Source organism: Paenibacillus tundrae, from assembly GCF_036884255.1.
GTDB lineage: Bacteria > Bacillota > Bacilli > Paenibacillales > Paenibacillaceae > Paenibacillus.
Map to the genome: position 1 here is coordinate 2,116,783 of NZ_CP145605.1, position 25,835 is coordinate 2,142,617.

Sequence of the window (25,835 nt, forward strand, 5' to 3'; positions counted from 1 at the left end):
AGGATATCTCCTCATCGTTTACGTCAACCGTTATGGAGTGCGCGGGCAGACATGTATTCGATGTAGGCAGAGATCCTCTTTTTGTTAACCTAACGCATGGAAAGACAGGGTGAGTTACATTATACGGATGGGCTAGATGGATGAGGTGATCTGCCTTCTGCCTGTTGCTGCAGCCGAGCATAATGACTACGGTTACGGAAACCAGCAAACAGATTGTATGCACCCACTAGCAAAAATAGCGCTTCCACAACGATGGATAATGTTGAGCCGCTAAAGACAAACATGAGGATTAGAGCCAGTACAATGAGCATTGCACCCATCCAGATGTTTGTCCAGGAACGATACACTCCTGTGGCAGCAGGGTGTGTGCTTCGATGGGAACGAATACTATTCACGGCGGCACAGACCAGGGTCAATGTGAAGATGGCAATAAGGCTGTACTTGAGTACTTCAATAAACACGAATACCAGGCTCCTTTTCTGGAAAGCATTTACTGCCCTTATTGTATCATGCCATTTGCAGACAAGGGCAGTTTTTTTGTTGTGGTATTCGTAAATCTATTTTCATTCTTGAAACTACATCGTGTGGGTTACGTTGGGACATGTTGACGAATCTGCACCCAGACTTGTAGCACACCTTCCATTACTAGCATCGTTTTTACTTGAACGGTATAATCCTTCTCTCGAACCGTATACACCTTTTGATTTAACATAATCCGGGTCATTTTACTATATTCGTCGATGTTGAAAACATCTCGTCCACGAAGCGCCTCCAGTTCATCGCCGAGCTTTTGCAGTAATACTTTTAACGAAGCCTCGTCTGGCCCCTTGTCAGAATCCTCTGCTCGGACTTTAATTTCTTTGATGACCGTTTGGCGTTTACTATATTTTTTCAGCGTTTTGATATCTTTCTCATTCTGATGAAGTTGTAGCTGTAATTCCTGATTGTTCAGCCACAAGGTGTTGTAACTGAGGTGGAATATGCCATTGTAAACAATGGCTCCCGCAATCATACCAAGGACAAAAACAGCGGTCATGCGCATTAATGGACGGTAGTTGGAGAACGGCGGAATTCTCATAAACCTTGCCTCGTGACCATATCAGCCACGTCCGCCGCCGCAGACCCATTTCACAAGTTCGGTTCCCATATGAGCGCCCATGAAGGCTGAGATGAGATACAAGATTTGTTTGACTGCTGGTGATAGATTACCGTCAAAGAAATTACTTTCGATGACACGCATGGGATCAATCGTACCTCCGACTGCCGCTGCAAGCGCCCATATTTTTATTTTGCCTGAAATATCTAGCATTGTCTGCGTAGGTGGCTGAAGAGAAATGACAGCTCCAATCCCTCCAATCATGGCACCGCCAAGTACGATCCCAAATGCGATAAAGAAATCAAGAATAGCTTTGGACAAAAATGTGCTCATCTAGCAACACTCCTTCTCAGACCCAGTACACGTCCCCAAATCCGAGTTCGAATAGGAGGGCGGCTTGTACTTCTATTGTATGGGCGTGCCCCCAGACGTTATGATAAAATAGAATAATAAAGTATTTTGTCCATATCGATGATTTAACAATTCATAGAAGAGGTAGAGGACAGAAATAACTGTTTCATTTATATAAGTTATTGCCTATTGCAATAATAGCGGCGAAAGGAAGAAAAAACATGAGTTCTTTTGTGCATTTGCATGTTCACAGTGAGTATAGTTTGCTGGACGGCGCTGCGCGTATTTCGGATCTCGTGGACAGAGCTGCAGATCTCGGAATGACATCACTTGCGCTAACCGATCACGGCGTGATGTATGGCGCTATTCCTTTTTATAAAGCGTGCGTAGCACGGGGTATTAAGCCGATTATCGGATGTGAGGCGTATATGACTGCGGGCTCTCGCAAAGAGCGGGGAAGTCGTAAGGATCAGCCGATTCATCATTTGATTTTGCTGGCGAAGAATATGACAGGTTACCGTAATCTGATGAAGCTATGTTCGATCGGTCATTTGGAAGGTTTCCATTATAAGCCACGGATTGATATGGAGAGCTTGCAGGCACATCACGAGGGCATCATATGTTTAAGTGCGTGTCTGGGCGGAGAGGTGCCCCAGCATTTGCTGCACGGACGAGAAGAGGAAGCACGGCGGGCAGCGCTGCGTTACAAAAACATTTTCGGAGAAGACTTCTATCTTGAACTTCAGGATCATGGCCTCTCGGAGCAAAAACGTGTCAATCCACAGCTAATGAAATTAGCTGCTGAGCTGGAAATTCCGCTCGTAGTGACGAATGATGCTCATTATCTGTTAGAAGAGGATGCGGAGCTCCAGGATGTGCTGATCTGCATCGGGACAGGTAAGACTGTTGATGATGAAACTCGGCTGCGGATTGGAACGAACCAGCTGTACCTGAAAAGTGGGGAAGACATGGCGCGCTTGTTCCCTCATGTGCCTGAAGCTATAGCCAATACCGTTCGCATTGCGGATTCTTGTGAATTGGAGCTGGAGTTTGGCAAATCTATTTTGCCTGAATATAGACCTCTCCCAGAAGGACAGAGCCCATCTACGTATTTGCGTCAATTGTGCGAGGTAGGTATGGAAGAACGGTATAGCAACACCGTGCGGTGGACGGACAAGGAGCAGCGTTCAGAGCTGGAGCAGCGATTGGATTATGAGCTTCGGGTGATTGATAGCATGGGATTCTCCGATTATTTCCTTATCGTATGGGACTTTATCGCTTATGCTCACAGTCAGAACATTGTGACCGGACCCGGTCGGGGTTCATCCGCAGGTAGTATCGTAGCCTACACGCTGAAAATCACAGATGTTGATCCTATGAAGTACAACCTGCTCTTCGAGCGGTTTCTGAATCCTGAACGGATCTCCATGCCCGATATCGATATTGACTTCAGCGATGAACGTCGGGATGAAGTCATTGATTATGTTGCGGACAAGTACGGAAAAGCGCATGTAGCACAGATTATTACCTTTGGTACGATGGCTGCTCGTGCAGCAGTACGTGATGTTGGACGTGCACTCAACGTGCCGTATGGCGAAGTAGATAAAGCCGCGAAGCTGATTCCGGCTCAGCTAGGCATCAATATTCAGCGGGCGATGGAAACGACGCCTGAATTGATGACCTTGTATGAGACTAAACCGAAAACACGTGAGCTGTTGGATATGGCGATGAAGGTAGAAGGTATGCCTCGTCATGCCTCCACACACGCAGCCGGAGTGGTCATCTCTCGGGATCCGCTGACAGACGCTGTTCCGCTGCAAGAAGGCAGTGAGGGCACTGCTCTGACGCAATATTCTATGGAGAATTTAGAGGCCATCGGATTGCTCAAAATGGACTTTCTCGGATTACGTACCCTTTCTATTATTGAGCGTTGTCTTCGTTGGATTGGGGAGCATGGAGAGGTGCCAGATTTCCGCCATATCCCAGACGATGATGCACAGACGTATGAGATGCTGGGGCGCGGCGATACGATGGGCATTTTCCAATTAGAGTCTGCGGGAATTCGGCGTGTCATGAAGGACATGAAACCAAGCGTATTCGAGGATATTATCTCCGTGCTGGCTCTGTATCGGCCAGGCCCAATGGAGTTTATATCCAAATATATTCAGGGTAAGCACGGTCAAATAGCAGTGGATTATCCGCATGCCGACCTTGAGCCAATCCTGAAAGATACTTACGGTATCATTGTCTATCAGGAGCAAATCATGCAGATTGCTTCGCGGATGGCAGGTTTCTCACTGGGTGAAGCCGACTTGCTGCGTAGAGCCGTGTCGAAGAAAAAACGGGAAGTGCTGGATCTGGAGCGCGGACACTTTGTTCAGGGTAGCCTGAAACAGGGATATAGTGAAGCAGAGGCAGATTTGGTCTACGATATGATCGTCAAATTTGCAAACTACGGTTTCCCGCGTGCCCATGCTGCCGCTTATGGTGTACTGGCTTTCCAAACGGCGTATCTCAAAGCCCATTATCCCGTTCATTTTATGGCGTCCATGCTGACAGCTGTAATGGGTAGCCACCGAAAAGTTGCAGAGTATGTCGTGGAGTGTCGCCGGATGGAGATTGAGGTATTACCACCGGATGTGAACGAGAGTGGTATTTTGTTTACGCCGGTCTTTACTGCTACTACTTCTTCTGATCGACAGGAAAGTAATGCTACAACTCAAACCGATGAGAACACGGAAGAAGAAGCTACGAATGGTCATGATGATGGCTATGACCATGCACACTACGGTGATGCACCTCTTCCAGATGATCCTGGGCCTGAGCCCGGAGAAGAGGGTGCTACTTATGAGTGGCAGACATCCACTGCCATAACCGAACCTTCTGCGAAGCCCGAAGGGACGGGCGTTGTCACAGCTGCTACAGCAGGGTATTCGAGCGAGGAAGAGAACTCAGCTTCACAGCCGGCGGTTTCATTTACAGATGCAGGGTCATCGGTGGAATCGGACGAGGAAGCACAGACGCTTACAACGCCAGGTGCCATTCGCTTTGGTCTTGCTGCAGTCAAAAACGTAGGTACCCAAGCGATGGAAAGCATCATGATTGTGCGTAAGGAACGACCTTTTGACAGCCTGCTCGACTTTTGTCGACGTGTCGATCTGCGGGTGTGTAATAAACGGGTAATTGAATCGCTGATCCAAGCGGGAGCTTTTGATTCGTTGCCCGGTCATCGAGCACAGTTACTTGCGATGCTGGATGAAACGGTGGAGGCCGCGCTGAAATGGCGTAAGGAACGTGAGGACTTACAGATTCAATTGTTTGATTTTGTGGAGACACCGAATTGGGAGATCGAATATCCGGAAATTCCACCGTTTTCTGCAAGTCAGCAGTTGGAGCTAGAGCGCGAATTGCTCGGTCTGTATCTCTCTGGACATCCGCTGGATGATTTTGAGAAAATACTTGAATCCAGCGGCGCAGATCGGATTATGGAATTGACCGAGGCGGCCGATGATACGATGGCGGTTGCGGCGGGCATGGTTGTCTCTGTGAAGTCGATTACGACGAAACAGGGGAAAGCGATGGCGTTCATGGAGCTTGAAGACCAGATTGAACGCTGTGAAGTAGTTCTCTTTCCCGAAGTATGGCGGCGAAGCCAGCAGGTGATCGGGAAAGGTGAACTGCTCGTCGTGCGTGCCAAAGTGCAGCAGCAGGACGAAGGGTTTAAGCTGCTGGCTGAGGAGGTGGCGCAGCTCACACCGGCGGCACTGGAACAGCAGCTACGCAGTCGCGAACGGCGTGCGAAGCCCGGCAGCGCATCGCGCCCAGCGGCTGCGCCGAAGCAGCCGGCTGGTGCGGGTGTTGGAGCTGGAGCGCAGCCTAGCGGCGTAGGCTCTGCAGCAGTGCGCGGCAGCGATGCTGCAAGGGGTGACACAGCCGGGGCGAGAAGCGCTCCGAGCGGACGCCCCGGTGCAGGCAGTGCGGAGCCGACTCGTCGGCCCCAGGCGGTGGAGCAGCGAGTATTTGTGAAGATTAGCCCTCAGGCGGAGACGCCCGAGATGCTGGCGCGGTTGAAGCAGCTTCTGGAGCAGCATCCGGGGCCTGTAGCCACTGTGCTCTTCTATGAGCAGCAGCAGAAGCTACTTGCACTTAGTGACGGCTATCGAATCAAGCCTTCTCCAACCCTCATTGCCGAAATGGAGAACATGCTTGGTGAAGGAACCGTCAAAATTAAATAGGTTCAGCAGACAACTTGTCTGTCTTCATAAGATAAGAAGAACCTGTTCGGTGACAACCGGACAGGTTTTTTGTGTTTAATTTATTCATTATTACCTGCTGAATTGACATAGTGAGGCTTTTTTTATGAACATTTTGTGAGTGTACTGCATACACTTGAGAACACCGAAGAACCTGGGGTTCTCCGGGGGAGTGAGGCGGGAGGTCGAGATATGTCATATGAAATCGTAGAAGCTATGCTGGCCCGGCGGGGTGTACAGATTGAAGCGATCGCGGAGATTGTATATCATCTGCAAAAAGGGTACCACCCGGAACTGACCATGGATGATTGTGTCATCAGTGTTAAATCTGTACTGCAAAAACGTGAGGTGCAGTATACGCTGTACACGGGCATAGCCCTTGACGAGCTTGCAGAGAAACGTTTGTTGCCTCAGCCGTTACAAGCTATTATGGAAGCGGACGAATCCTTGTACGGAGTGGACGAGACTCTGGCGCTTGGCATTACACATGTATTTGGTATGATTGGTTTAACTAGCTTTGGTTATCTGGACAAAGAAAAAATAGGCATTATTCATGACCTGAATGAGCACGGATCGGCCATTCACGTGTTTCTGGACGATCTTGTTGCAGGGCTTGCAGCTGCTGCTTCCGCTCGTATTGCGCACAAAAATATTAAAGCCAAGAAATATCCCGGTGATGTATAAACGAGCATCTACGTATAGGTTGTGATGTTAGAAACGCCCTTTGTAGAGGTAGAAGTGCAGGTCTTCCATGTCGTCCTGATTGCTTGGAAGACTTGCATATGCACGCTCAACACTTCAAATTGCAAACATTCCGTTGACCGTATCAGGTGTCTTTGGGGAGCAAATATCCCTCATAATCCTGTTTTCTGCCGATAGATCCCGAACCCTTTCTTGCAGAAAAAAAGTGAGGTATGTTATCATTAGTCCAATATACGGGCTCTGAACATTAGCTTAGGGGGCGGACATGGTATGTGGACGGTGATTTACATTGCACCGACGGCAAAGGTTGCGGACAAGATCAAGACCAAGCTTTCGGAAGAAGGTTTTCTGGTACAGACCCGTCCCATCAGTTTATCCAAACAGCAATTTGAGATTCGCGTTCCTTCAGGGGAACTGGAAGAAGTCCAGGAAGTGCTGAATTCGATTCTGCATTCCTGATCGTTCAACATCAGACACACGCCTTGGCGAATGAGAAAGTACCATTGGTACATAAGGCTGACCGCGTAAGCGGAGAGAGAGGAATCGACTTGCATGTGCTGTATGCTGCTGTCCTTCCTTCTTTTTTTGTTAGGACAAGAACCGATCTCGTTGCATTCGGAGACCCTACCAAGATAGATTTAAGCATCGGCGCAACAATCTTTCGGTAATTGCAGGTAACATCAATCGTGCTGACAGAAGCCGCTGATCCTTGCCTTATGCCGGTGGATTTTTTTGTTGTGAGTGCTGGACAAGACCCACGGCAGCTTGTGGGACGTAAGCGGTTTACCGTCGTACGCGGAGAAGTCGTCATTGACGATAACTGCAAGTTGCGGCTAATCAAATCAACGGCTGGAGAGGTGTAGTTGTGTTCAAAGATATATTCCAGAAGAAAAGGAAGTACGCCACCATACCTTCCGAGCGTGCGCTTCAAGGCGAAGGTCAGGAAGTGAGTGAGCGCCCAAAACGAGAAATACCTGAAGGGCTAATGAACAAGTGCAGCAAGTGTGGCACGATTCAATATAGTAAGGAATTAGAGAAGAACCTGAAGGTTTGTCCTTCTTGTGGTTACCATATGCGTCTTAACGCAATGGAACGTATCGCGATGATTTTGGATGAGCAAGGATTCGTGGAACATGATGCGGATATGGTATCAGTTGATCCCCTTGGCTTCCCAGGGTATAGCAGCAAGCTGGAGCAGCAACGTCTGAAATCCGGTTTGAAGGAAGCTGTTATTACTGGTGAAGGTACGATTGAAGGCTTACCCGTTGTAGTAGCGGTTATGAGCTTTGACTTCTTTACAGGTAGTATGGGTTCAGTGGTTGGAGAGAAAATCACCCGTGCTATTGAATATGCTACAGAGAAGCGACTGCCTATTATTATATTCTCTACATCGGGTGGTGCTCGGATGCAAGAGAGTATTCTCAGCTTGATGCAGATGGCCAAAACGAGTGCAGCGTTGTCCCGATTAGATGAACAGGGCGGCCTGTATATTTCAGTGATTACAGATCCGACTACCGGCGGTGTTTCGGCGAGCTTTGCGAGCTTAGGCGATATTAACATTGCTGAACCGGGAGCTGTATTTGGCTTTGCCGGTAGAATTGTTATTGAACAGACAATTCGTCAGAAACTGCCTGATGATTTCCAAACAGCAGAATTTAATATGCAGCATGGACAGCTGGACTTGGTGGTTCACCGGAAAGAACTTCGTACAACCCTTGCCAAGCTTCTAGATATGCATAGTGAAAAAGGAGGGGTCTAAATGGCGGGTGAGTTGCCATATGAAGCGCCTCTGGTTGAGATGCGCAAAAAGATTGAAGAGCTCGTACAGTTCGGTCAGGAAAAAGGCATCGATTTCACAGACGAGATTGCGCGTCTGGAGGAACGTTATCATAGACTGGAAGAAGAAATATACTCTGGCATCACAGCGGCTCAGAAAATGCATCTGGCTCGGCATCAACAGCGCCCAACAGCTCTCGATCTAATTCAGTTGATTTTTACGGATTTCATTGAGCTGCATGGTGACCGTATGTTCGGCGATGATCTGGCTGTTGTTGGTGGATTAGCGAAGCTAGATGGCAAAACAGTTACCGTCATCGGACAGCAGCGGGGGAAGGATACGAAAGACAATATCGCCCGCTTTTTCGGGAGCGCTCATCCGGAAGGTTTCCGGAAAGGGCTTCGTCTCATGAAGCAAGCTGACAAATTCGGACGTCCAATTATTACGTTTATTGATACTAAAGGAGCGTATCCGGGTAATACTGCTGAAGAGAGAGGTCAATCGGAGGCTATTGCTCGTAACCTAATGGAGATGGCCAAACTGTCTGTGCCAGTTATTGTTGTCGTTATTGGTGAAGGCGGAAGCGGTGGCGCACTTGCACTAGCCGTAGGTAACCGTGTGCTCATGCTGGAGCATGCCATCTACTCAGCGATCTCTCCGAATGGAGCAGCTTCGATTCTGTGGAAGGATGCAACGAAGGCAGATCAGGCTGCAGAAGCCATGAAGATTACTGCCAAAGATCTACTGGAAATGAACGTTATTGAGGATATCATACCTGAACCTCGTGGCGGGGCTCACCGGGATTATGAAGCATCTGCGGCAGCCATTCATGAGGCTCTGATCCGTCATCTGGATGAGATGAAAGGGTGGAGCAGCGACCAATTGAAGCAGGATCGCTATGAGAAGTTCCGTAAGATTGGCTCGGTCACATTTGAATCTCCAGTCCCAGATCAAGCTCCTCAACCACCTGCAGAAGTGGATGTTGTGAATAATTTGTCGGGAAATGCTGAATGATGTGACGAATTTCCTATACAAATGAACCAAAGTATAGTAAATTTAATAGTTGGAAAAAGAAAAAGACATATACAGAGAGACCTTTTAAAATCGGAGGAAACCCAAAATGCGCAAAACGAAAATTGTATGTACGATTGGCCCATCCAGTGAATCACTGGAAAACACGAAAAAATTGATTATGGCCGGTATGAATGTGGCCCGTCTGAACTTCTCCCACGGTGATTTCGATGAGCACGGCGGACGGATCAAAGCGATTCGCCAAGCATGCGAAGAACTTAACAAAACAGTAGCGATCCTGCTGGACACCAAAGGACCGGAAATTCGGACAGGTAAACTCGAAGTTGAGCCAATTGAATTGGTTCAAGACGAGTACATCACTTTGACAACAGAAGAGATTCTGGGAACCAAAGAACGTCTTTCCATTACGTATGCAGATCTCCCAAATGATGTTGAGCCGGGATCTACAATTCTGATCGACGACGGTCTGATCGGACTGACTGTGGTGGAAGTGCAAGGCACCGAGATCAAATGCCGTATCGTTAACGGTGGTTCGATCAAGAGCAAAAAAGGTGTTAACGTTCCGGGCGTTGCTATTTCTCTGCCGGGTATCACTGAAAAAGATGCTAACGATATCGTATTTGGTATTGAGCAAGGTGTCGATTTCATCGCGGCTTCTTTTGTGCGTAAAGCTAGTGACGTACTTGAGATTCGTGAATTGCTTGAAAAACATAATGCTGGACATATTCAAATCATCTCCAAAATTGAGAACCAACAAGGTGTTGACAACTTGGACGAAATCCTTGAAGTGTCTGACGGTCTGATGGTTGCTCGTGGAGACCTGGGTGTTGAAATTCCTGCTGAAGAAGTACCATTGGTACAAAAACGTATGATCGAAAAATGTAACGTTGCAGGTAAACCGGTTATCACAGCTACACAAATGCTGGATTCCATGCAACGTAACCCACGTCCAACTCGTGCTGAAGCAAGTGACGTGGCTAATGCGATCTTTGACGGTACTGATGCAATCATGTTGTCTGGTGAGACAGCTGCGGGTAAATACCCAGTTGAATCCGTTCTGACCATGTCTCGCATCGCTGAAAAAGCAGAATCTGCTCTGCCTTACCAAGAGCTGTATCTGAAGCAACGTGTTGCTCAACAAACAACTGTAACTGAAGCAATCAGCCAATCGGTTGCATTGTCAGCTCAAGATCTGAACGCAAAAGCGATCATTACTTCGACTGAATCAGGACATACAGCACGTATGATCTCGAAATATCGTCCAGAATCACCAATCATCGCTGTAACAACAGAAGACAGAACTTCCCGCCGTCTCGCACTGGCTTGGGGTGTAACACCTGTCAAAGGTAGATTGGTTGATTCCACAGATGCATTGTTTGAAAATGCAATCGAAGGCGGAGTGAAATCCGGACTTGTTAAAGAAGGCGACCTGGTTGTTATTACAGCTGGTGTACCTTTGGGTCGTTCCGGTTCCACGAACCTGATCAAAGTAAGCCAAATTCCAAACCAAGCTTAATTGTTGGAATGGATTCAATGATGTTAAGAACAGGAATGAAGCAATGGGGCATGATATGTCCCATTGCTTTTTTCCATCTATATACCGATGTGCAACCATAACACATTCAGACTCGTATAACGAAGGGAGTAACCTCATGGAGCAAAATGGAACAGGGAATTGGTATGCGGCGAACCTCCGCGTGCGTTATCAAGAGAGTGACCAGATGGGTGTTGTCTATCACGCGAACTATTTAAATTGGTTTGAGATCGGTCGAACTGAGATGATTCGCCAAATGGGGTATACATATCGTAAAATGGAGGAACAGGGGTTACTACTTCCCGTAACCGGGCTGGATGTGAAATATCATAAACCTGCAAGGTACGATGATGAAATTGTGATTTTCACCCGAATTGCTGCATTTAGCGGTCTACGACTGAATTACGAATATGATGTAAGACGAGTGACTGCAGACAATGGTGTGAACAGCATAGGACAGCGAGTGTGGTCATCTGATGAATCTAGACCAGGAGAACGATTAGTCACAGGCTCTACCCAACATGTATGGGTGAACGGCGACTGGAAGGTAGTAAGGCTGGATAAGGTAGCCTCTGAGCTCTACAGTGCACTTGAGAAAGTGTGGCTCTCAGGAAAGGAGTAATACGAATGCGTAGATGGATGTGGGCTGTACTGCTCATCGTTCCGGTTATTGAACTGTTTGGTTTTATTCTTATGAGCGACTGGATCGGAGCGGGAAAGACGCTGCTTCTTATGATTCTCACGTCCTTGATCGGTATAGCAATGTTGCAATTTGAAGGACGGAAAGTGCTTGTGGATGCCAAAACCGAGATGGAACGAGGTAAAGTGCCTGGCCGAAAAATGGTCGATGGACTATTTGTTTTCGTTGGGGGATTTTTGCTACTGATTCCGGGTTTTGTTACGGATCTCATCGGGTTTACATTGGTGTTTCCATTAACACGTTCGGTGTATCGTCTGTTTTTCTTAGGATGGCTTGAGAAAAAAATGAAAAATGGCAGTATCAAATTTTATCGCCGTCCGTAATGATAATAGGTATTCGAACCAAAAAGGCTCCACCTGTGCAGATGCATCTGCCGAGTGGAGCCTTTACTCATACTCTAAGTAACTTTTCTGTACGCTTCATCGGACCCTTCCGTTGATGATGTATGTTCGTATATCCCGTAGCACATTGGCTCGATTGAATGCATCGAGAATCACCAGGCTTACTGGGCCGATGATCAAACCAAGCACGCCGAATAGCTTCAATCCTACAAACATGCCCACTAGTGTGGCAAGAGGGTCTAAGCCTACACTACTAGCTAATACTTTAGGTTCAATAATCTGGCGTGCAATCAGCACAATCAGATAGATAACCGATATCCCAATTCCCAGGTACAGATCCCCATTCATAATGAGATAAGCGGCCCACGGAACCATGACTAATCCAACACCGAGATAAGGTAACAAATCAACAAGCCCGATAAGAAGTGCAATCGTGAAAGCAGACTTAACCTGCAAAATAAGTAATCCAATCATCACAAACACAGCGGTAATGGAGATCATGATGAGTTGTGCTCTTGCATAACCAAACAGAGCCTTTTTTAGGTCATTCCATATGTCAGTGATCGGTTTGCGGATGGAGGAAGGTACCCAGCCAGATACGGTAATGCTATGACGGGTCCAACTTTTGCTAATAAAGAACGTGGAGAGAAGCACAACGATTAGTACTGCACCCATATTAGGCAGCGAAGTGAGTAGATTTAGAATTGCGTTGAAGAATCCAGTCACAAGGTCCGTAACCGCCGTTCCGACCGTCTCCGTTGTTTTGCTGATGTTGCTATTGATCGTTTCCTGATAGTTTGGGTTTTCTTTGTAGAATTCATTAATCTGTGTAATCAAACTTTGGATCGTATCATTCTCCGTCCAGCGGATAAAGACAGCCTTTATCTCATCGACATGGAGATCGAAACTTGTCGTTAATGAAATGACCTCTTTCACCATGCGAGTTACAGCAGCGGATAACACGAGTGCAATAGCGCCGAAATACACGATCAACGATAGAGTGACAGCAAGCCAGCGTGGGAACCGTGCTTTATGCTGAAGCAGTTTCACAAGAGGGTTCATGGCATAAGCGATGATCCAGGCAATTGCAAAAGGGTACAGCAGGGGAAACAGCAGATAAATGGCCACCGCGATGAGAATCGTCGCAATAATTACCCATAATCCGCGCATAAGGCGCTTCAATATAATTCTGTCCAAACCTCACGTCTCCTTATCTAATAGTTCATTCAGTTCCAGTTCCATGAAGGTATCTAATTAATATAGAGCAAATAGGACATTTTGAAACGCCAATTTCGTGAAAATGCATGAGATTTGTGTTCTTTTGCCTAGAGTATGCCAGATGGCAGGGGATAATAGCAATAAAAAGAAGAAGTTGAATAGGACTACGTCAAAACTATATATGTGAATCAATTTCATAATACCTTTAGTTACTTCAATCAAGGGTAGATAATAGATCAAAATGGTTCAATTTGTCTATATCTAGTCACAAAACTCCATTTCCAGTGATTTATGAAATTGATTCGTGTAGAATAAAATGTCAACCTTGTTTGTGTAAAGGCTTTCAAAAATGCTTTATCAGGTCGATAAATATGTTTGATGTGCAAAACAGCTTCCGTCATGTTCACATAAACGACAAAATCCAGTATGATTATATAAGTAATTATCGATTGACAGATGATAAACCCGAATTTTTACTTCTTTACTATTTTATGAAATGTAAATGTTTACAACACCAGGAATGCTTATGGAAAGCTTCATTATGCTAGTGTTTTTTGATTTCGTTTAATAAAGGAGAGAGTAATATGACAGCTACCAAAGGTCTGGAAGGCATCGTTGCAACAACCTCCTCGATCAGCTCTATTGTAGACGGTGTTCTTACATACCGTGGATACAATATTGATGATTTGGCAGAGCATGCAAGCTTTGAAGAAGTTGCTTATTTGCTGTGGTTTGGTAAATTGCCGAACGCAGATGAATTGAAATCCCTTCGTAAAAGCTTGAGTGATTACGCGCCGATCCCAAGTGATCTGGTTGCACAAATCAAATTGTATCCCAAAAACATGAGCACGATGGCAGCTCTACGTTCTGCCATTTCTGCCCTAGGATTATATGACGAGCAGGCTGACGAAATGACGGCTGAAGCGAACGAGAACAAAGCAGTTAAATTGCAGGCTCAATTGCCAACGATTGTTGCAGCTATCGCTCGTATTCGTGAGGGTAAAGAACCTGTAGCACCAAAAGAAGGCGCTTCCATTGCCGAAAACTTTTTATATATGTTGACTGGTGAAGAACCGTCGGATACAGCAGTAAAAGCCTTGGATCAAGCGCTCGTATTACATGCGGATCACGAGTTGAATGCTTCCACTTTTGCAGCACGTGTAACTGTTGCGACATTGTCCGATATTTATTCCGGCGTGACTTCCGCTATCGGGGCGTTGAAGGGGCCGCTACATGGCGGTGCTAACGAAGCCGTAATGAAGATGTTGAACGAGATTGGCACACCGGACCGCCTTGAAGCAGCAATTCAGGAGAAACTGGATAACCGTGAGAAAATCATGGGCTTTGGACACCGTGTGTACAAAAATGGCGACCCACGTGCGAAACATCTGCAGAAGATGTCTAAAGAACTGGGCGACATGAATAATGATACACGTCTCTATGATATGTCTGTGAAGATTGAAGAATTGGTTACAGGACAAAAAGGTCTGAAGCCAAACGTAGACTTCTACTCTGCGTCTGTCTATACACAGCTAGGCATCGAGCACGAGTTATTCACACCAATCTTCGCGATTAGCCGGGTATCCGGTTGGACTGCTCACATTCTGGAGCAGCTCGCAGATAACCGCATCATTCGTCCTCGTGCTGAGTACACTGGACCAACAGAACAGAAGTACATTTCAGTCGAGCTTCGCTAATTACGTCAAAACCAGTATAATAATGAAGGATGGGGCGAAGGGTGAATTCGATTGACGAGAGTCAGTCGAAGACGAAAGACCCTTCCCTCGATTAGACAAGCGGTATAATCATACCTAAACTCATACAACGATCAAGGAGGAATTGTAACTATGAAATTAGAAAAATTCGCTCATCCAACTGAAGGAGAAAAAATCCAGATCGATAATGGTGCACTGCAGGTTCCTAACAACCCGATCATTCCGTTCATCGAAGGTGACGGTACAGGTCGCGATATTTGGAAAGCTTCCAAACGCGTATTGGACGCAGCAGTTGAAAAAGCATATGATGGCAGCAAAAAAATCGCTTGGTACGAAGTATTTGCTGGTGAAAAAGCATTTAATACATACGGGGAGTGGTTGCCGAACGATACGCTCGAAGCGATTCGTGAGTACATCGTAGCAATCAAAGGACCTCTGACTACGCCAATCGGTGGTGGTATTCGTTCCCTGAACGTAGCACTTCGTCAAGAGCTTGATTTGTACACATGCCTGCGTCCAGTGCGTTATTTCGACGGCGTACCTTCCCCGGTTAAACGTCCTGAATTGGTTGATATGGTTATTTTCCGTGAAAATACAGAAGATATCTATGCAGGTATCGAGTATGCAGAAGGTTCAGATGAAGTGAAAAAAGTTATCCAATTCCTGCAACAGGAAATGGGCGTTAACAAAATCCGCTTCCCTGAAACTTCTGGTATTGGTATCAAGCCAGTTTCTTCCGAAGGTTCCAAACGTTTGGTTCGTGCAGCGGTACAATACGCAATCGATCACAATCGTAAGAGCGTTACGTTGGTACACAAAGGTAATATCATGAAATTTACTGAGGGTGCCTTCAAAAACTGGGGATATGAAGTGGCTGAAGAAGAGTTCGGCGATAAAGTATTCACTTGGGCTCAATACGATATCATCAAAGATAAAGATGGTACAGATGCAGCGAATGCAGCTCAAAAAGCAGCTGAAGATGCTGGCAAAATCATCGTAAAAGATGCGATTGCTGATATCGCCCTGCAACAAGTATTGACTCGTCCAGGCGAGTTCGATGTTATCGCAACATTGAACCTGAACGGTGACTATCTGTCCGATGCACTTGCAGCACAAGTGGGCGGAATCGGTATCGCTCCAGGAGCTAACATTAACTACGTAACAGGACATGCTATCTTCGAAGCTACACACGGTACTGCTCCTAAATATGCTGACAAAGATGTCGTGAACCCTGGTTCCGTAATCCTGTCCGGCGTAATGTTGCTTGAGCACCTGGGCTGGCAAGAAGCGGCTAACCTGATCTACAAAGGTATGGAAACATCCATTAACAATAAAACAGTAACGTATGACTTCGCTCGTCTGATGGACGGAGCAACTGAAGTGAAATGTTCTGAATTCGCTGATCAAATCATTAAAAACCTGTAAGGGGAGATGTGAATCGTGACTATTCAGCGCAAAAAAATCACAGTAGTCGGTGCCGGTTTTACCGGTGCTACGACTGCACTGATGCTTGCCCAAAAGGAACTCGGGGATGTCGTTCTAGTAGACATTCCTCAACTGGAGAACCCGACAAAAGGTAAAGCACTCGATATGCTGGAGGCAAGTCCTGTTCAAGGCTTCGACAGTCATATCGTCGGAACTTCCAACTATGAAGATGCTGCAGGTTCGGAGATTGTTATTATTACGGCAGGAATTGCCCGTAAACCGGGAATGAGTCGTGATGATCTGGTCAATACGAATGCGGGAATCGTGAAGTCCGTCTGTGAAAATGTGAAAAAATATTGCCCTGATTCAATCGTCATTATTCTGAGCAACCCGGTAGATGCAATGACTTATGCAGCGTATAAAACTCTTGGTTTTCCCAAAAACCGCGTAATTGGTCAGTCGGGCGTACTCGACACGGCCCGTTATTGTACATTCATCGCTCAAGAATTGAACGTATCTGTTGAAGATGTGCGTGGATTCGTTCTTGGCGGTCACGGGGATGATATGGTGCCCCTTGTTCGATATTCGAGCGTTGGCGGCATTCCGATAGATACGTTAATTCCAGCAGATCGGATTGAAGCGATCGTGCAGCGTACACGCGTTGGCGGTGGTGAGATCGTGAACCTGCTTGGTAACGGTAGTGCGTATTATGCTCCAGCAGCTTCCCTCGTGCAAATGACGGAAGCCATCTTGAAGGACAAGAAACGTATCATTCCTGTCATTGCTTATCTTGAAGGTGAATACGGTTATAACGATCTGTTCTTAGGCGTGCCGACGATTCTAGGCGGCGACGGGATCGAGAAAATATTTGAATTAGATCTGACTGCTGAGGAAAAAGCAGGTCTGGATAAATCTGCGGAGTCCGTTCGAAATGTCATTTCTGTTGTAAATATTTAAGTTTGAAAAGATTTTGAACAAGAACAAGGAGAAAACCCCCGAAAAACCGGGGGTTTTCTTTCTTTTGGATAAGTTCCCCAGTATAATGGTATGTGATGTATAGCACACTGAAATGAAACTGAGGAGGATGGAAATTTTGGGAATGATTATGTATCTGCTTCATATTGTTGGAGCACTGTCGTTAGGCTTCTACCTAATTCTGCCGTTCGTAGTCGGTAGGATCCGTAAGCTGAATGTAGCAGCACAAGAGGGCGCATTCACATCACTTCGATCTTTAAATCGTATCGCTCAGTATGGACTGATTATCCAGCTTCTCACTGGGGGTTACCTGATGACAAAAGGGGAGTACTCTCACCTGTGGATGGGTGTAGTGGTTGTCTTGTTGCTTGCAATGGCTGCCATCGGTGGAATTATGGGTAAACCGCTGCGTTTGGCTGCAGAAGGTGTGAAGAGCAACCGCGATGTAAGTCCAGAACAGAGCAAGATTCGTATGTTTAGTACACTTCTTGCGGTGTTCTTACTCATTATGGTTTATCTCATGGTGGATAGCAGCGTAATCTAAGAGTGAAATAGTACTACAATACGTAAAGCGTTCTAACCTGATTCTAAGCCTTTATCGATTGTGCCAGTAATAACGATGGGACAAGCTGACCTGAGGTGATATCAGGTGCACATACAAACCAAGATACAACCAAAACAGACAGCCCTCAGACTGTCTGTTTTTTTATTTATGCTATTCACGAGATCAGATGTATTTAATATTGATGATGTACGAACTTAAAGATGTGCTCCAGAATTGAGCTGTGTAAGTAAAGCTTTTTGATCTTGAAACTAGTTAGTTTAACTTAGCTAAGTGAATTAAGCGAGACTGGCGCTGTAGGCAAAAACAGCATTCCGCCCATTCCGCTTCGACTCATATAACGCACGATCTGCATCCCGCAGTAACGACTCTAATGAATCATCTTCCCCGCTGTACTGTGCCACCCCAAAGCTTGATGTAATCGAGATCCGAACTCCTTCAACCTCAAGTGGCTCATTGAGCAACGCAATTCGTAGCTGTTCAGCAAGTTGCTCGCCATCCTGAAGGGAAGCACCGGGCATAGCAATTACGAATTCTTCGCCACCATATCTGGCAAATAGTATTTCGGAGTTCAGGTAACGGTTACATACCGTGACTACATGAATAATTGCCTTATCACCGACATCGTGACCGTAGGTATCATTAATGCGTTTGAAATGATCAATATCAAATAAGATAAAAGCTGCCGGTCGAAAAGTTAGCTTAGCTTCATTCAAAATTTCCTTGCCTTTGTTCAGAAACTGCGTTCGGTTATAGATTTTGGTGAGCCCATCAAAATAAGCCATTTGTTTGAGCTGCTCCTGGAGAAAACGTTGTTCTGTAATATCGATGAGCATAATTAAAATCCCGACAACCTGAGCACCTTTATTAAAGACATATGATGTTCTAACCTGATAACATACGGTATGTCCTTCTAATTGCCAGTACAAGTCGGTCTGAAGACCTTCTCTACCGTACTCCACAGGAAAGGTTTCTCCAGCTAGGCTAAGCCAGATATCGTCCCACTTTTTCCCGATCATACTTACTTCAAGCTCAGGCAACATGAGACACATGGCTTTATTGTAATCTACAAGACGATTGGAACTATCGAGCACAAGTACACCCTCACGCATGCTCTCAAAAATGCTGTCTTTGGCAATAGGAACAATTGTAAGCAGACGTGAGGATAGTATTGCCCAGATATACATGGCAGATGTAATACACATCAGCACAGGAACGGGATCTAATCCACCTGGCGTAAGTCCCAGCAGATAAACAAAGGCGGCGACCATTGGAATAAGCTGTGAGGTGATTAGCGTGAGCAATTGTCTGCGGTACATTTTCTTCGTATGTTTCCATTGACCAATGAGAATGAGACAGGCGCATAATAGACACGAGAAGGTAAACGCTCCTTGTACAACGTACCACTGACCTATGGAGATATCCATAAGGGGGACTGCCGTATCTGTTCTAAGCCATACCTGTTTGTAGAATAAATGGTGATAATCGTTGGTGGCTACCATGAAGAGTGTGATAGAAGGGATAATGAACATGGCAATAGTCGCTTTACGAGATAGTGTTTTCCCGGTGTATTGAATCATAAGGAGCAGGCCAAGTGAAGCGGAGAAAGGCATACCCATATACTGAACGACTGTCCAAAATTTCATCTGTTCCAGTGTATTGCTGGCTAGTTGTATTGCATACCCGAAGGTATAAACGCAAAGGGCTGCCGTATAGAGCATAAATATTTTGGAACTGGGAATTTCGGCTCTTCTAAAATAGGAATATAAACACAAAAAGACATTCAAAACGGCTGAAGTCGCTACAAGTGTTATATATGAATCAATACTCGATCCCATGGTCTGGTCTCCAAATCGTTATGATATCTAAAACTTATCTGTATACTGTACATTCTACATCAGCCAAAGCGGCATAGGAATACAAATTACGATTTGAAACAGGGCTTTTTTTAAAATTTATCGAACTTTATGACCGAATAGATTGTTATACGATGAAAATAATCGAAATACATAAAATTACATTCGAGTTGTTCTTATTCCATGCGATTTACTTGTTTAATTCAGAAGAGCAGTGGTAAGTAAGTTTAGAGACAACATTGTTGGAGGTTGTCAGGAAGAAGATTCAAGATCAGAATAATCTGTCCTGTTCATGCCATCCTACACAGTGAGACGAGAATCAATATCCAATCCAGTATTGAGAGGAGAATGCTTCATGTCAGCGCAAACACAAACCCAAAAAACAATGCCAGCCCAACATCAGGATCAGCAACCAGGAATCGAATCAGAGATGAATCCTAGACCCGAGTTTGAGAAACCTGAGTATAAAGCAGCCGGAAAATTGTTAGGTAAAGTGGCGTTAATCACGGGTGGAGATAGCGGTATTGGACGAGCTGTAGCCGTTACTTATGCAAAAGAAGGTGCCGATGTCGCGATTGTGTATCTGAACGAGCATCAGGATGCCGAGGAGACGAAACGACAGGTTGAGCAAGAAGGAAGAAAATGCATTTTGATTGCTGGTGATATCGGTGATACTCAATTTGCCAAAAAATCCGTGCAACAGACGATTGAGCAACTAGGTAAGCTTGACATTCTGGTGAATAACGCTGCTGAGCAGCACCCACAGCAACAATTAGAGGATATTACACCTGAGCAACTAGAGCGCACGTTCCGCACCAATATATTCGGAATGTTTTATATCACTCAGGCGGCATTGCCACATCTTAAACAAGGCAGTACCATTATTAACACGACATCGATTACAGCCTACCGAGGCAATCCATCCTTGATCGATTACTCATCGACCAAAGGCGCGATTACGTCGTTTACACGTTCCTTGTCTATGAACGTTGTGGAGAAGGGGATTCGAGTTAACGCCGTAGCTCCTGGCCCGATCTGGACACCACTTATTCCATCAACATTTGATGAGAAGAAGGTAAGTGAATTTGGATCAACTCAGCCGATGAAGCGCCCAGGACAGCCTGACGAGTTAGCCCCTGCCTATGTATACTTGGCTTCAGATGATTCCTCTTACGTAAGTGGTCAGGTTATGCATGTGAATGGCGGCGAAGTAGTGAACGGCTAAAGCAACCTTAACCTAAGATGATTGTAGATATGACGTCCCGTTACCAGTCTAGCTGGTCGGGACGTCTATTTAATATCAGGTGTGGCTTACAAAAAGATTGAAAATCGATAGAGAATTTTACATAGAACAACATCAGACCTAATAATTACATGATATTTTATCTAGATATCTATTCTAAATTTAGGTTGTTCCCTTTGATCTATGGCAGGATGTTAATAACTAGCGAGTGAAGGCAATCACACAGGTATCTATAGAGTGTTAACCTATATTAATGCTCATATTGTCGAAAGAAATCTGTGATAAGATAGACAAACAGATATTCGACAGGGGGAGCCAACCGTGAAAATTAGTAAACAAAATGCTTCACATTATATATGGGGAAATCAATGTGATGGATGGCACTTGCTACAGAACGAAGGATTGAGCATCATCCATGAGCGAATGCCAGCGGGAACGGCTGAGATTAGACATTATCACTCGGTTAGCCGACAATTTTTCTTCATTTTAAGTGGCATAGGTTATATGGAGCTCCAAGGTGAGGAATTCGAACTTGAAACGCATGAGGGAATAGAGATTCCTCCAGGCGAACCTCATCAGATGCAGAATCGAAGTACAGCGGATGTTGAGTTTCTGGTCATCTCTCTGCCGGGTACACGCGGAGATCGTATCGAGTTAACTTAGATAGCGACCCATTTGAGAGCTCAGAGGTCAATTTGCATGGATAACGAACGGAAGTATAATCGAGTACACGTATCAGCAGAAGTACATTTGATAAATCAACAATAAAGGAAGAGATTAATGAGACCATTTCGAGTTCGCCTGTCCATCATCATGATGGTTCTAATCGGTGTATCCGTTATTGTAGCGGGATATACAATGGGCAGAGTGTTTAAGACAACACATACCACAGCTTTGGAACAAACGATGGTGCGTGAGATTAATCTGTTAAAAGCAACATTTCCGTTTCACGATGCAAGCGATCCGACATCTCCCGAGACTAGACAATATTATTCTGCGCGTGCGCTTGAACTTGATCGGCTGACAGATTCGCGAGTAACCTTTATAAATAGAGATGGGACGGTCATCGGCGACTCGGAAAGCGATCCTGCCAATATGGATAACCATCTGGAACGTGAAGAAATAAAGGGAGCCATTGGAGATGGCTATGGTCAGGCAATACGATATAGTGAGACGTTAGGACAGGACATGCTCTATGTTGCACTTCCCGTCAATTCAGATCAGAGTGACATGGTTGAAGTGCCTGGAGGTAAATTTGACGGTTATATACGCCTGTCTATGAGCCTAGCGGCTGTAGATCAAGGACTTCAGCGTGGCTGGGTAATTACGTTCACCGCACTTGGATTGCTATTTCTTATCGTAGCACTCGTAAGTTATCGTGTGGCACGCAGTTTAACCTCGCCAATTGAGCATATCATTAAGGTCGCTCATCGAATAACCAAATTAGAATATGACGCTAGGGTGGATGTCACACGCCGAGACGAGATTGGTCAGTTGGGGCTTGCGATTAACGGGATGGCCGATAGTCTTCAGACCCAGCTCAAAACGATCCGTGATAATGAGGCGTTGCTGCAAAGCGTACTTGCCAATATGACAGGCGGCATTGTCATGGTAGACGCAGGGCAGTCGATTGCATTGGTGAATCGAGAAGCAGAACGGATGCTTGGCATTCAGGCTGCGCGAGTTACAGGTAGACCTTATGTAGAATTAAAAAAACACTATGAGCTAACACGCTCCATTGAGGAGAGTGTTGCACTACAAGAACGAATGCATGAGGAAGTAAGTGTATTTAACCCAGAGGAACGATTGATTCGGATTGATGGCGTGCCAATGACTGAAGATGATGGTAGTTACCGCGGGATGTTATTCCTTCTTCAGGATGTGACAGCAATTCGTAGGCTGGAGTCAATGCGAAGTGAGTTCGTAGCCAATGTATCCCATGAGCTGAAAACTCCTGTAGCAGCAGTTAAAGGTTTTGCTGAAACGTTGTTAAGTGGTGGTGTGCAGGATAAGGAAACAGAACGCTCATTCCTGAAAATCATCTATGATGAAGGGGATCGACTGAACCGACTAATCGGAGATATCCTGGAACTGTCCAAAATTGAATCCAAGCGTGCTCCTTTGCAATGTTCACCTGTTCACGTTCATTCCTTCTTCGAAATGGTTCTGGGAACACTGTCCACCGTGGCCGAGAAGAAACAGATTCGGATGCAGATGGTTGTGCCAGAGGAACTCTATATCGAGGCAGACGAGGACAAGATGAAACAGATCTTTATCAATCTATTGTCCAATGGCATCAACTACACACCTGAAGGTGGACGCGTGAAACTTCAAGTGACGGTAGAGCGTGAAGATGATGAGGAGCAGGTCGTATTTGCGGTATCAGATACCGGTATAGGCATTCCGAAGAATGATTTGCCAAGGATTTTTGAACGTTTTTACCGTGTAGATAAAGGCAGATCACGTAATTCGGGTGGTACGGGACTTGGTTTGTCTATCGTAAAACACCTTGTTGAACTGCATCACGGCAAACTTTCCGTAGAAAGTGAACTCGGTCTTGGCACAACGTTTCGTGTGATTCTTCCGTTAATTCAAGATGAACAAGTATAGGCCTCGGGAAGTGAATTGTAAAAAGGTGTGCTTTTCTTTACACTAAGTTAACAAATAGGTGCTATGATAGGAAATGTGTTGTGGCTATAGAACAATTATAATAGGTGAGATTGTTCTCGTAGTTGGTATGTTTGAACGCGCACTATAAGGAGAGAAGGGGTATCATGGCACAGCGTTTGCTTGTAATTGAAGACGAACCTACATTATCAAGATTACTTACGTATAACCTTACACAGGAAGGCTATGATGTAACAGCGGAGGATCACGGATCTTCTGGATATGATCGAGCATTATCCCAGGAATTTGATCTGATATTGCTAGATCTGATGTTGCCAGGAATGAATGGTCTAGACATTCTGAACAAATTAAGAGTTCAAGGTGTAACCACGCCGGTGATCATTCTGACAGCCAAAACCGGTGAAGCTGAGGTTGTACAAGGTCTGAAATCAGGAGCAGATGATTATATCACGAAGCCATTTGGCGTATCGGAATTGCTCGCCAGAGTAGACGCAGTGTTAAGACGATATTCCAACGGTGAGGACTTGCCCCAACCTGTGGACAAAGAAGGCTCCCGAATTGTATTGGGTGAACTGGAGATTTATCCATTGAAGTATGAAGTAACACTTGGTGGACAGTCCATTAGTTTGCGGCCGAAGGAGTTCGAAGTACTTCTCTATCTTGCGAAGAAACCGGGCGTTGTGCTCACTCGCGATGATCTGATGAATGCAGTCTGGGGCTTCGATTATATCGGAGGTCAACGTACAGTCGATGTTCACGTAAGCTCATTGCGGAAAAAGTTAGAGTTAGATCCAGAATCGGTTCACATTGATTCGATTCGTGGTGTAGGTTATAAATTGGTTGTAAAAAGAAAAACTCCCCATCATTCGAGTTAACGATGATTGGGGAGTTTTTTTTACATTGATTTTACATAAAGAATTATTTTCCTTCATGAATGAAGAGTAGCATAAATTCGAATGATTGATACTTTATACCTACATGATGCACCGCAGGATGGAGTTCATACGTAAAGGAGAATGCGCATTTATGCCTATGTTGCTTGAAGCGAGACCACTTGACTTGTCCGAACAAGACAGTCGTGTACAAGAGAACATAACCGAGATGAAGGAAGTTCAAAAGTCTGAAAACACACTTCTTAAGCATCCGTTATCGATTCGTAATTATTGCCGAGAAGTTCCGGTTGTACATGTACATACCACTTGTGGGGAAGCGGCTAGTATGTTAAATGCAAATGAGGCCTATCCATGTATCGTAATGTGTGATGAACAGATGAAGCCGCTTGGTTTGTTAATGAGGGAGACGTTGTATCGACTCCTTAATGGACGTTTTGCAGCGGATTTATTTTATCGTAAGGCAGTTCAACATGTCGTGGATTCATTGCCGGTTATTGTGGACGTTTCAGCAGATGCGCCAAGCATTATTGATATTGCGTTGAAGCGAGAAGAGCAGCACTTTTACGATTGTATCCTAGTTACAGAAGAGGACAAGCTACTAGGTGTCTTAACCATGCGGGATATGATGTTTCTATCACGGAAGTTACAGCAACAGGCGAGTGAGGAGCGTATACGAACAATTACCGAATCAAGACAAGAGATTGCCCGCATTAACGAATCGGTTACAAGTTTAGTCCATGCTGCGGGACAAGCGGGAGAAGAAGCACAGCGAATTATGCATCTATCCGAGGATGGAGAACGTAGCCTTACACAAGTCGAAACGTCGTACCAGCGGGTCTACCGGCATATGGAGGGGCAGCGTCAGCATACAAATGTAATGTTGGACTCTATTCAAACTGGTGCAGGGATGGCAAGTTCTATCCGTTCCTTAGCAGATCAGAGTGCTTTGCTTGCTATGAATGCTTCTATTGAAGCTGCTCATGCAGGAGAATATGGTCGCGGATTCCAAGTGGTAGCCGGTGAAATTCGCTTGCTTGCCAAGCAGACTCGTGAGGTAGCAGGGAATATGTCTTCTTTGCTTGAAGGTATCGGTGACCTGACGAAACAAACCGTAGAATCGATCCGGGCAAGTGCCGCGGAGATTGATGGTAGTTCAACACACGTTACTGCTGGAGAGTTAGCTTTCAGGGAGTTGAACAGTGCTGTTGCAGGAATGTCTCGTATTGCAGAGGGTATAGCTTCGGAGGGAGAGAAGGCGGCAGATATGGCTTTACATATCCGTACCCAGTTGAAAGAGATGGCTCGTTCCGATTGACCATCTCATCTTACCCAATTTTAAAACTAATTAATGCACATAAAGGCATCCATCGTTGCTGTGATTTAACCCTAAGGATCATGGCGAAGAAGATGTCTTTTTACATTCCGTTAACATGAAAGTGATACGGTTTTTACAATGGGAAGGTAGGATGTTAAGGATGGCCAAGAAGCTTGCTCTGATCATAGTGATTGGACATCAACGTAAAGGGACTAAATT

Annotated in this window: 23 protein-coding genes; 18 read left to right on the plus strand and 5 right to left on the minus strand. The window is 45.5% G+C overall.

Annotated elements, in window-relative coordinates; translation table 11 throughout:
- Nucleotides 1–119: 119 nt before the first annotated feature.
- The 3 genes from V6W81_RS09555 to V6W81_RS09565 all read right to left on the minus strand — a co-directional run bounded on the left by V6W81_RS09555 (nucleotide 120) and on the right by V6W81_RS09565 (nucleotide 1,429).
- On the minus strand, nucleotides 120–461 hold the full coding sequence (locus V6W81_RS09555; RefSeq protein ID WP_145047813.1) for a YtpI family protein: 342 nt from the start codon (nucleotides 459–461) through the stop codon (nucleotides 120–122).
- Nucleotides 462–589: 128 nt separating this feature from the next.
- Entirely contained in the window at nucleotides 590–1,078 is a 489-nt protein-coding gene (locus V6W81_RS09560) for a hypothetical protein (protein WP_056698250.1), read from the minus strand.
- 21 nt (nucleotides 1,079–1,099) lie between these two features.
- Nucleotides 1,100–1,429 carry a YtrH family sporulation protein gene (locus tag V6W81_RS09565; RefSeq protein WP_056698247.1) on the minus strand — a complete coding sequence of 110 codons (330 nt, stop codon included), beginning with the start codon at nucleotides 1,427–1,429 and terminating at the stop codon, nucleotides 1,100–1,102.
- A 239-nt stretch (nucleotides 1,430–1,668) separates the two neighbouring features.
- Here V6W81_RS09565 and V6W81_RS09570 point away from each other — a divergent pair, with 239 nt between their 5' ends.
- The 9 genes from V6W81_RS09570 (at nucleotide 1,669) to V6W81_RS09610 (ending at nucleotide 11,768) form a co-directional block, all read left to right on the plus strand.
- A complete protein-coding gene (locus tag V6W81_RS09570) occupies nucleotides 1,669–5,682 on the plus strand; it encodes a DNA polymerase III subunit alpha (RefSeq protein ID WP_338542866.1) in 4,014 nt (1,337 codons plus the stop codon).
- A 210-nt stretch (nucleotides 5,683–5,892) separates the two neighbouring features.
- Nucleotides 5,893–6,384 (plus strand): phosphatidylglycerophosphatase A family protein, encoded by a 492-nt coding sequence (locus V6W81_RS09575; protein ID WP_338542867.1) that lies wholly within the window; start codon nucleotides 5,893–5,895, stop codon nucleotides 6,382–6,384.
- A gap of 288 nt (nucleotides 6,385–6,672) precedes the next feature.
- Nucleotides 6,673–6,861 carry a hypothetical protein gene (locus tag V6W81_RS09580; RefSeq protein WP_017689496.1) on the plus strand — a complete coding sequence of 63 codons (189 nt, stop codon included), beginning with the start codon at nucleotides 6,673–6,675 and terminating at the stop codon, nucleotides 6,859–6,861.
- A 227-nt stretch (nucleotides 6,862–7,088) separates the two neighbouring features.
- The gene (locus tag V6W81_RS09585) at nucleotides 7,089–7,265 is read left to right on the plus strand and encodes a hypothetical protein (RefSeq protein ID WP_162248944.1); all 177 of its coding nucleotides are present in this window, start codon (nucleotides 7,089–7,091) and stop codon (nucleotides 7,263–7,265) included.
- Between the two features lie 2 nt (nucleotides 7,266–7,267).
- Nucleotides 7,268–8,161 carry an acetyl-CoA carboxylase, carboxyltransferase subunit beta gene (gene accD / locus V6W81_RS09590; RefSeq protein ID WP_056695477.1) on the plus strand — a complete coding sequence of 298 codons (894 nt, stop codon included), beginning with the start codon at nucleotides 7,268–7,270 and terminating at the stop codon, nucleotides 8,159–8,161.
- On the plus strand, nucleotides 8,162–9,193 hold the full coding sequence (locus V6W81_RS09595; RefSeq protein ID WP_145047809.1) for an acetyl-CoA carboxylase carboxyltransferase subunit alpha: 1,032 nt from the start codon (nucleotides 8,162–8,164) through the stop codon (nucleotides 9,191–9,193).
- Nucleotides 9,194–9,299: 106 nt separating this feature from the next.
- Nucleotides 9,300–10,727: a pyruvate kinase gene (gene pyk, locus V6W81_RS09600; RefSeq protein WP_145047808.1), complete on the plus strand. Its 1,428-nt coding sequence runs from the start codon at nucleotides 9,300–9,302 to the stop codon at nucleotides 10,725–10,727.
- A gap of 136 nt (nucleotides 10,728–10,863) precedes the next feature.
- Nucleotides 10,864–11,367, plus strand: coding sequence for an acyl-CoA thioesterase (locus V6W81_RS09605; protein WP_145047807.1), 504 nt, complete (start codon nucleotides 10,864–10,866; stop codon nucleotides 11,365–11,367).
- A gap of 5 nt (nucleotides 11,368–11,372) precedes the next feature.
- Entirely contained in the window at nucleotides 11,373–11,768 is a 396-nt protein-coding gene (locus tag V6W81_RS09610; RefSeq protein ID WP_056695468.1) for an FxsA family protein, read from the plus strand.
- Between the two features lie 96 nt (nucleotides 11,769–11,864).
- Here V6W81_RS09610 and ytvI read toward each other — a convergent pair whose 3' ends face one another.
- Nucleotides 11,865–12,983: a sporulation integral membrane protein YtvI gene (gene ytvI / locus V6W81_RS09615; RefSeq protein WP_338542875.1), complete on the minus strand. Its 1,119-nt coding sequence runs from the start codon at nucleotides 12,981–12,983 to the stop codon at nucleotides 11,865–11,867.
- A gap of 605 nt (nucleotides 12,984–13,588) precedes the next feature.
- Here ytvI and citZ point away from each other — a divergent pair.
- From citZ to V6W81_RS09635, 4 genes are all read left to right on the plus strand, one after another.
- Entirely contained in the window at nucleotides 13,589–14,701 is a 1,113-nt protein-coding gene (gene citZ / locus V6W81_RS09620; RefSeq protein WP_307215826.1) for a citrate synthase, read from the plus strand.
- Between the two features lie 150 nt (nucleotides 14,702–14,851).
- Nucleotides 14,852–16,144, plus strand: coding sequence for an NADP-dependent isocitrate dehydrogenase (gene icd, locus V6W81_RS09625; protein WP_145047804.1), 1,293 nt, complete (start codon nucleotides 14,852–14,854; stop codon nucleotides 16,142–16,144).
- A gap of 15 nt (nucleotides 16,145–16,159) precedes the next feature.
- Entirely contained in the window at nucleotides 16,160–17,101 is a 942-nt protein-coding gene (mdh, locus tag V6W81_RS09630; protein WP_056695460.1) for a malate dehydrogenase, read from the plus strand.
- A gap of 136 nt (nucleotides 17,102–17,237) precedes the next feature.
- A complete protein-coding gene (locus V6W81_RS09635) occupies nucleotides 17,238–17,663 on the plus strand; it encodes a hypothetical protein (protein ID WP_145047803.1) in 426 nt (141 codons plus the stop codon).
- A gap of 296 nt (nucleotides 17,664–17,959) precedes the next feature.
- Here the strand turns inward: V6W81_RS09635 and V6W81_RS09640 are convergent, their stop codons facing one another.
- Nucleotides 17,960–19,519: a histidine kinase N-terminal 7TM domain-containing diguanylate cyclase gene (locus V6W81_RS09640; RefSeq protein ID WP_338542877.1), complete on the minus strand. Its 1,560-nt coding sequence runs from the start codon at nucleotides 19,517–19,519 to the stop codon at nucleotides 17,960–17,962.
- Between the two features lie 373 nt (nucleotides 19,520–19,892).
- Between V6W81_RS09640 and V6W81_RS09645 the strand changes: the two genes are divergently transcribed.
- The 5 genes from V6W81_RS09645 to V6W81_RS09665 all read left to right on the plus strand — a co-directional run bounded on the left by V6W81_RS09645 (nucleotide 19,893) and on the right by V6W81_RS09665 (nucleotide 25,616).
- The gene (locus tag V6W81_RS09645) at nucleotides 19,893–20,762 is read left to right on the plus strand and encodes an SDR family oxidoreductase (protein ID WP_145045910.1); all 870 of its coding nucleotides are present in this window, start codon (nucleotides 19,893–19,895) and stop codon (nucleotides 20,760–20,762) included.
- Nucleotides 20,763–21,101: 339 nt separating this feature from the next.
- Nucleotides 21,102–21,443, plus strand: a complete 342-nt coding sequence (locus V6W81_RS09650) for a cupin domain-containing protein (RefSeq protein WP_338542878.1) — start codon at nucleotides 21,102–21,104, stop codon at nucleotides 21,441–21,443.
- Nucleotides 21,444–21,560: 117 nt separating this feature from the next.
- Complete coding sequence (pnpS, locus tag V6W81_RS09655; RefSeq protein ID WP_338542880.1) at nucleotides 21,561–23,390, plus strand: two-component system histidine kinase PnpS; 1,830 nt, start codon at nucleotides 21,561–21,563, stop codon at nucleotides 23,388–23,390.
- 164 nt (nucleotides 23,391–23,554) lie between these two features.
- Nucleotides 23,555–24,283 (plus strand): response regulator transcription factor, encoded by a 729-nt coding sequence (locus tag V6W81_RS09660; RefSeq protein ID WP_338542881.1) that lies wholly within the window; start codon nucleotides 23,555–23,557, stop codon nucleotides 24,281–24,283.
- Nucleotides 24,284–24,434: 151 nt separating this feature from the next.
- Nucleotides 24,435–25,616, plus strand: coding sequence for a methyl-accepting chemotaxis protein (locus V6W81_RS09665; protein WP_338542883.1), 1,182 nt, complete (start codon nucleotides 24,435–24,437; stop codon nucleotides 25,614–25,616).
- Nucleotides 25,617–25,835: the final 219 nt, after the last annotated feature.

What these genes read in the sequence shown, in the direction of transcription:
- V6W81_RS09570 (WP_338542866.1), top strand. Translation starts at nt 1,669, where the DNA reads ATGAGTTCTTTTGTGCATTTGCATGTTCACAGTGAGTATAGTTTGCTG.
- icd (WP_145047804.1), top strand. Translation starts at nt 14,852, where the DNA reads ATGAAATTAGAAAAATTCGCTCATCCAACTGAAGGAGAAAAAATCCAG.
- V6W81_RS09645 (WP_145045910.1), top strand. Translation starts at nt 19,893, where the DNA reads ATGTCAGCGCAAACACAAACCCAAAAAACAATGCCAGCCCAACATCAG.
- V6W81_RS09665 (WP_338542883.1), top strand. Translation starts at nt 24,435, where the DNA reads ATGCCTATGTTGCTTGAAGCGAGACCACTTGACTTGTCCGAACAAGAC.
- V6W81_RS09610 (WP_056695468.1), top strand. Translation starts at nt 11,373, where the DNA reads ATGCGTAGATGGATGTGGGCTGTACTGCTCATCGTTCCGGTTATTGAA.
- V6W81_RS09580 (WP_017689496.1), top strand. Translation starts at nt 6,673, where the DNA reads ATGTGGACGGTGATTTACATTGCACCGACGGCAAAGGTTGCGGACAAG.
- V6W81_RS09605 (WP_145047807.1), top strand. Translation starts at nt 10,864, where the DNA reads ATGGAGCAAAATGGAACAGGGAATTGGTATGCGGCGAACCTCCGCGTG.
- citZ (WP_307215826.1), top strand. Translation starts at nt 13,589, where the DNA reads ATGACAGCTACCAAAGGTCTGGAAGGCATCGTTGCAACAACCTCCTCG.
- pyk (WP_145047808.1), top strand. Translation starts at nt 9,300, where the DNA reads ATGCGCAAAACGAAAATTGTATGTACGATTGGCCCATCCAGTGAATCA.
- V6W81_RS09640 (WP_338542877.1), bottom strand. Translation starts at nt 19,519, where the DNA reads ATGGGATCGAGTATTGATTCATATATAACACTTGTAGCGACTTCAGCC.
- V6W81_RS09560 (WP_056698250.1), bottom strand. Translation starts at nt 1,078, where the DNA reads ATGAGAATTCCGCCGTTCTCCAACTACCGTCCATTAATGCGCATGACC.
- V6W81_RS09565 (WP_056698247.1), bottom strand. Translation starts at nt 1,429, where the DNA reads ATGAGCACATTTTTGTCCAAAGCTATTCTTGATTTCTTTATCGCATTT.
- V6W81_RS09595 (WP_145047809.1), top strand. Translation starts at nt 8,162, where the DNA reads ATGGCGGGTGAGTTGCCATATGAAGCGCCTCTGGTTGAGATGCGCAAA.
- pnpS (WP_338542880.1), top strand. Translation starts at nt 21,561, where the DNA reads ATGAGACCATTTCGAGTTCGCCTGTCCATCATCATGATGGTTCTAATC.
- V6W81_RS09575 (WP_338542867.1), top strand. Translation starts at nt 5,893, where the DNA reads ATGTCATATGAAATCGTAGAAGCTATGCTGGCCCGGCGGGGTGTACAG.
- V6W81_RS09660 (WP_338542881.1), top strand. Translation starts at nt 23,555, where the DNA reads ATGGCACAGCGTTTGCTTGTAATTGAAGACGAACCTACATTATCAAGA.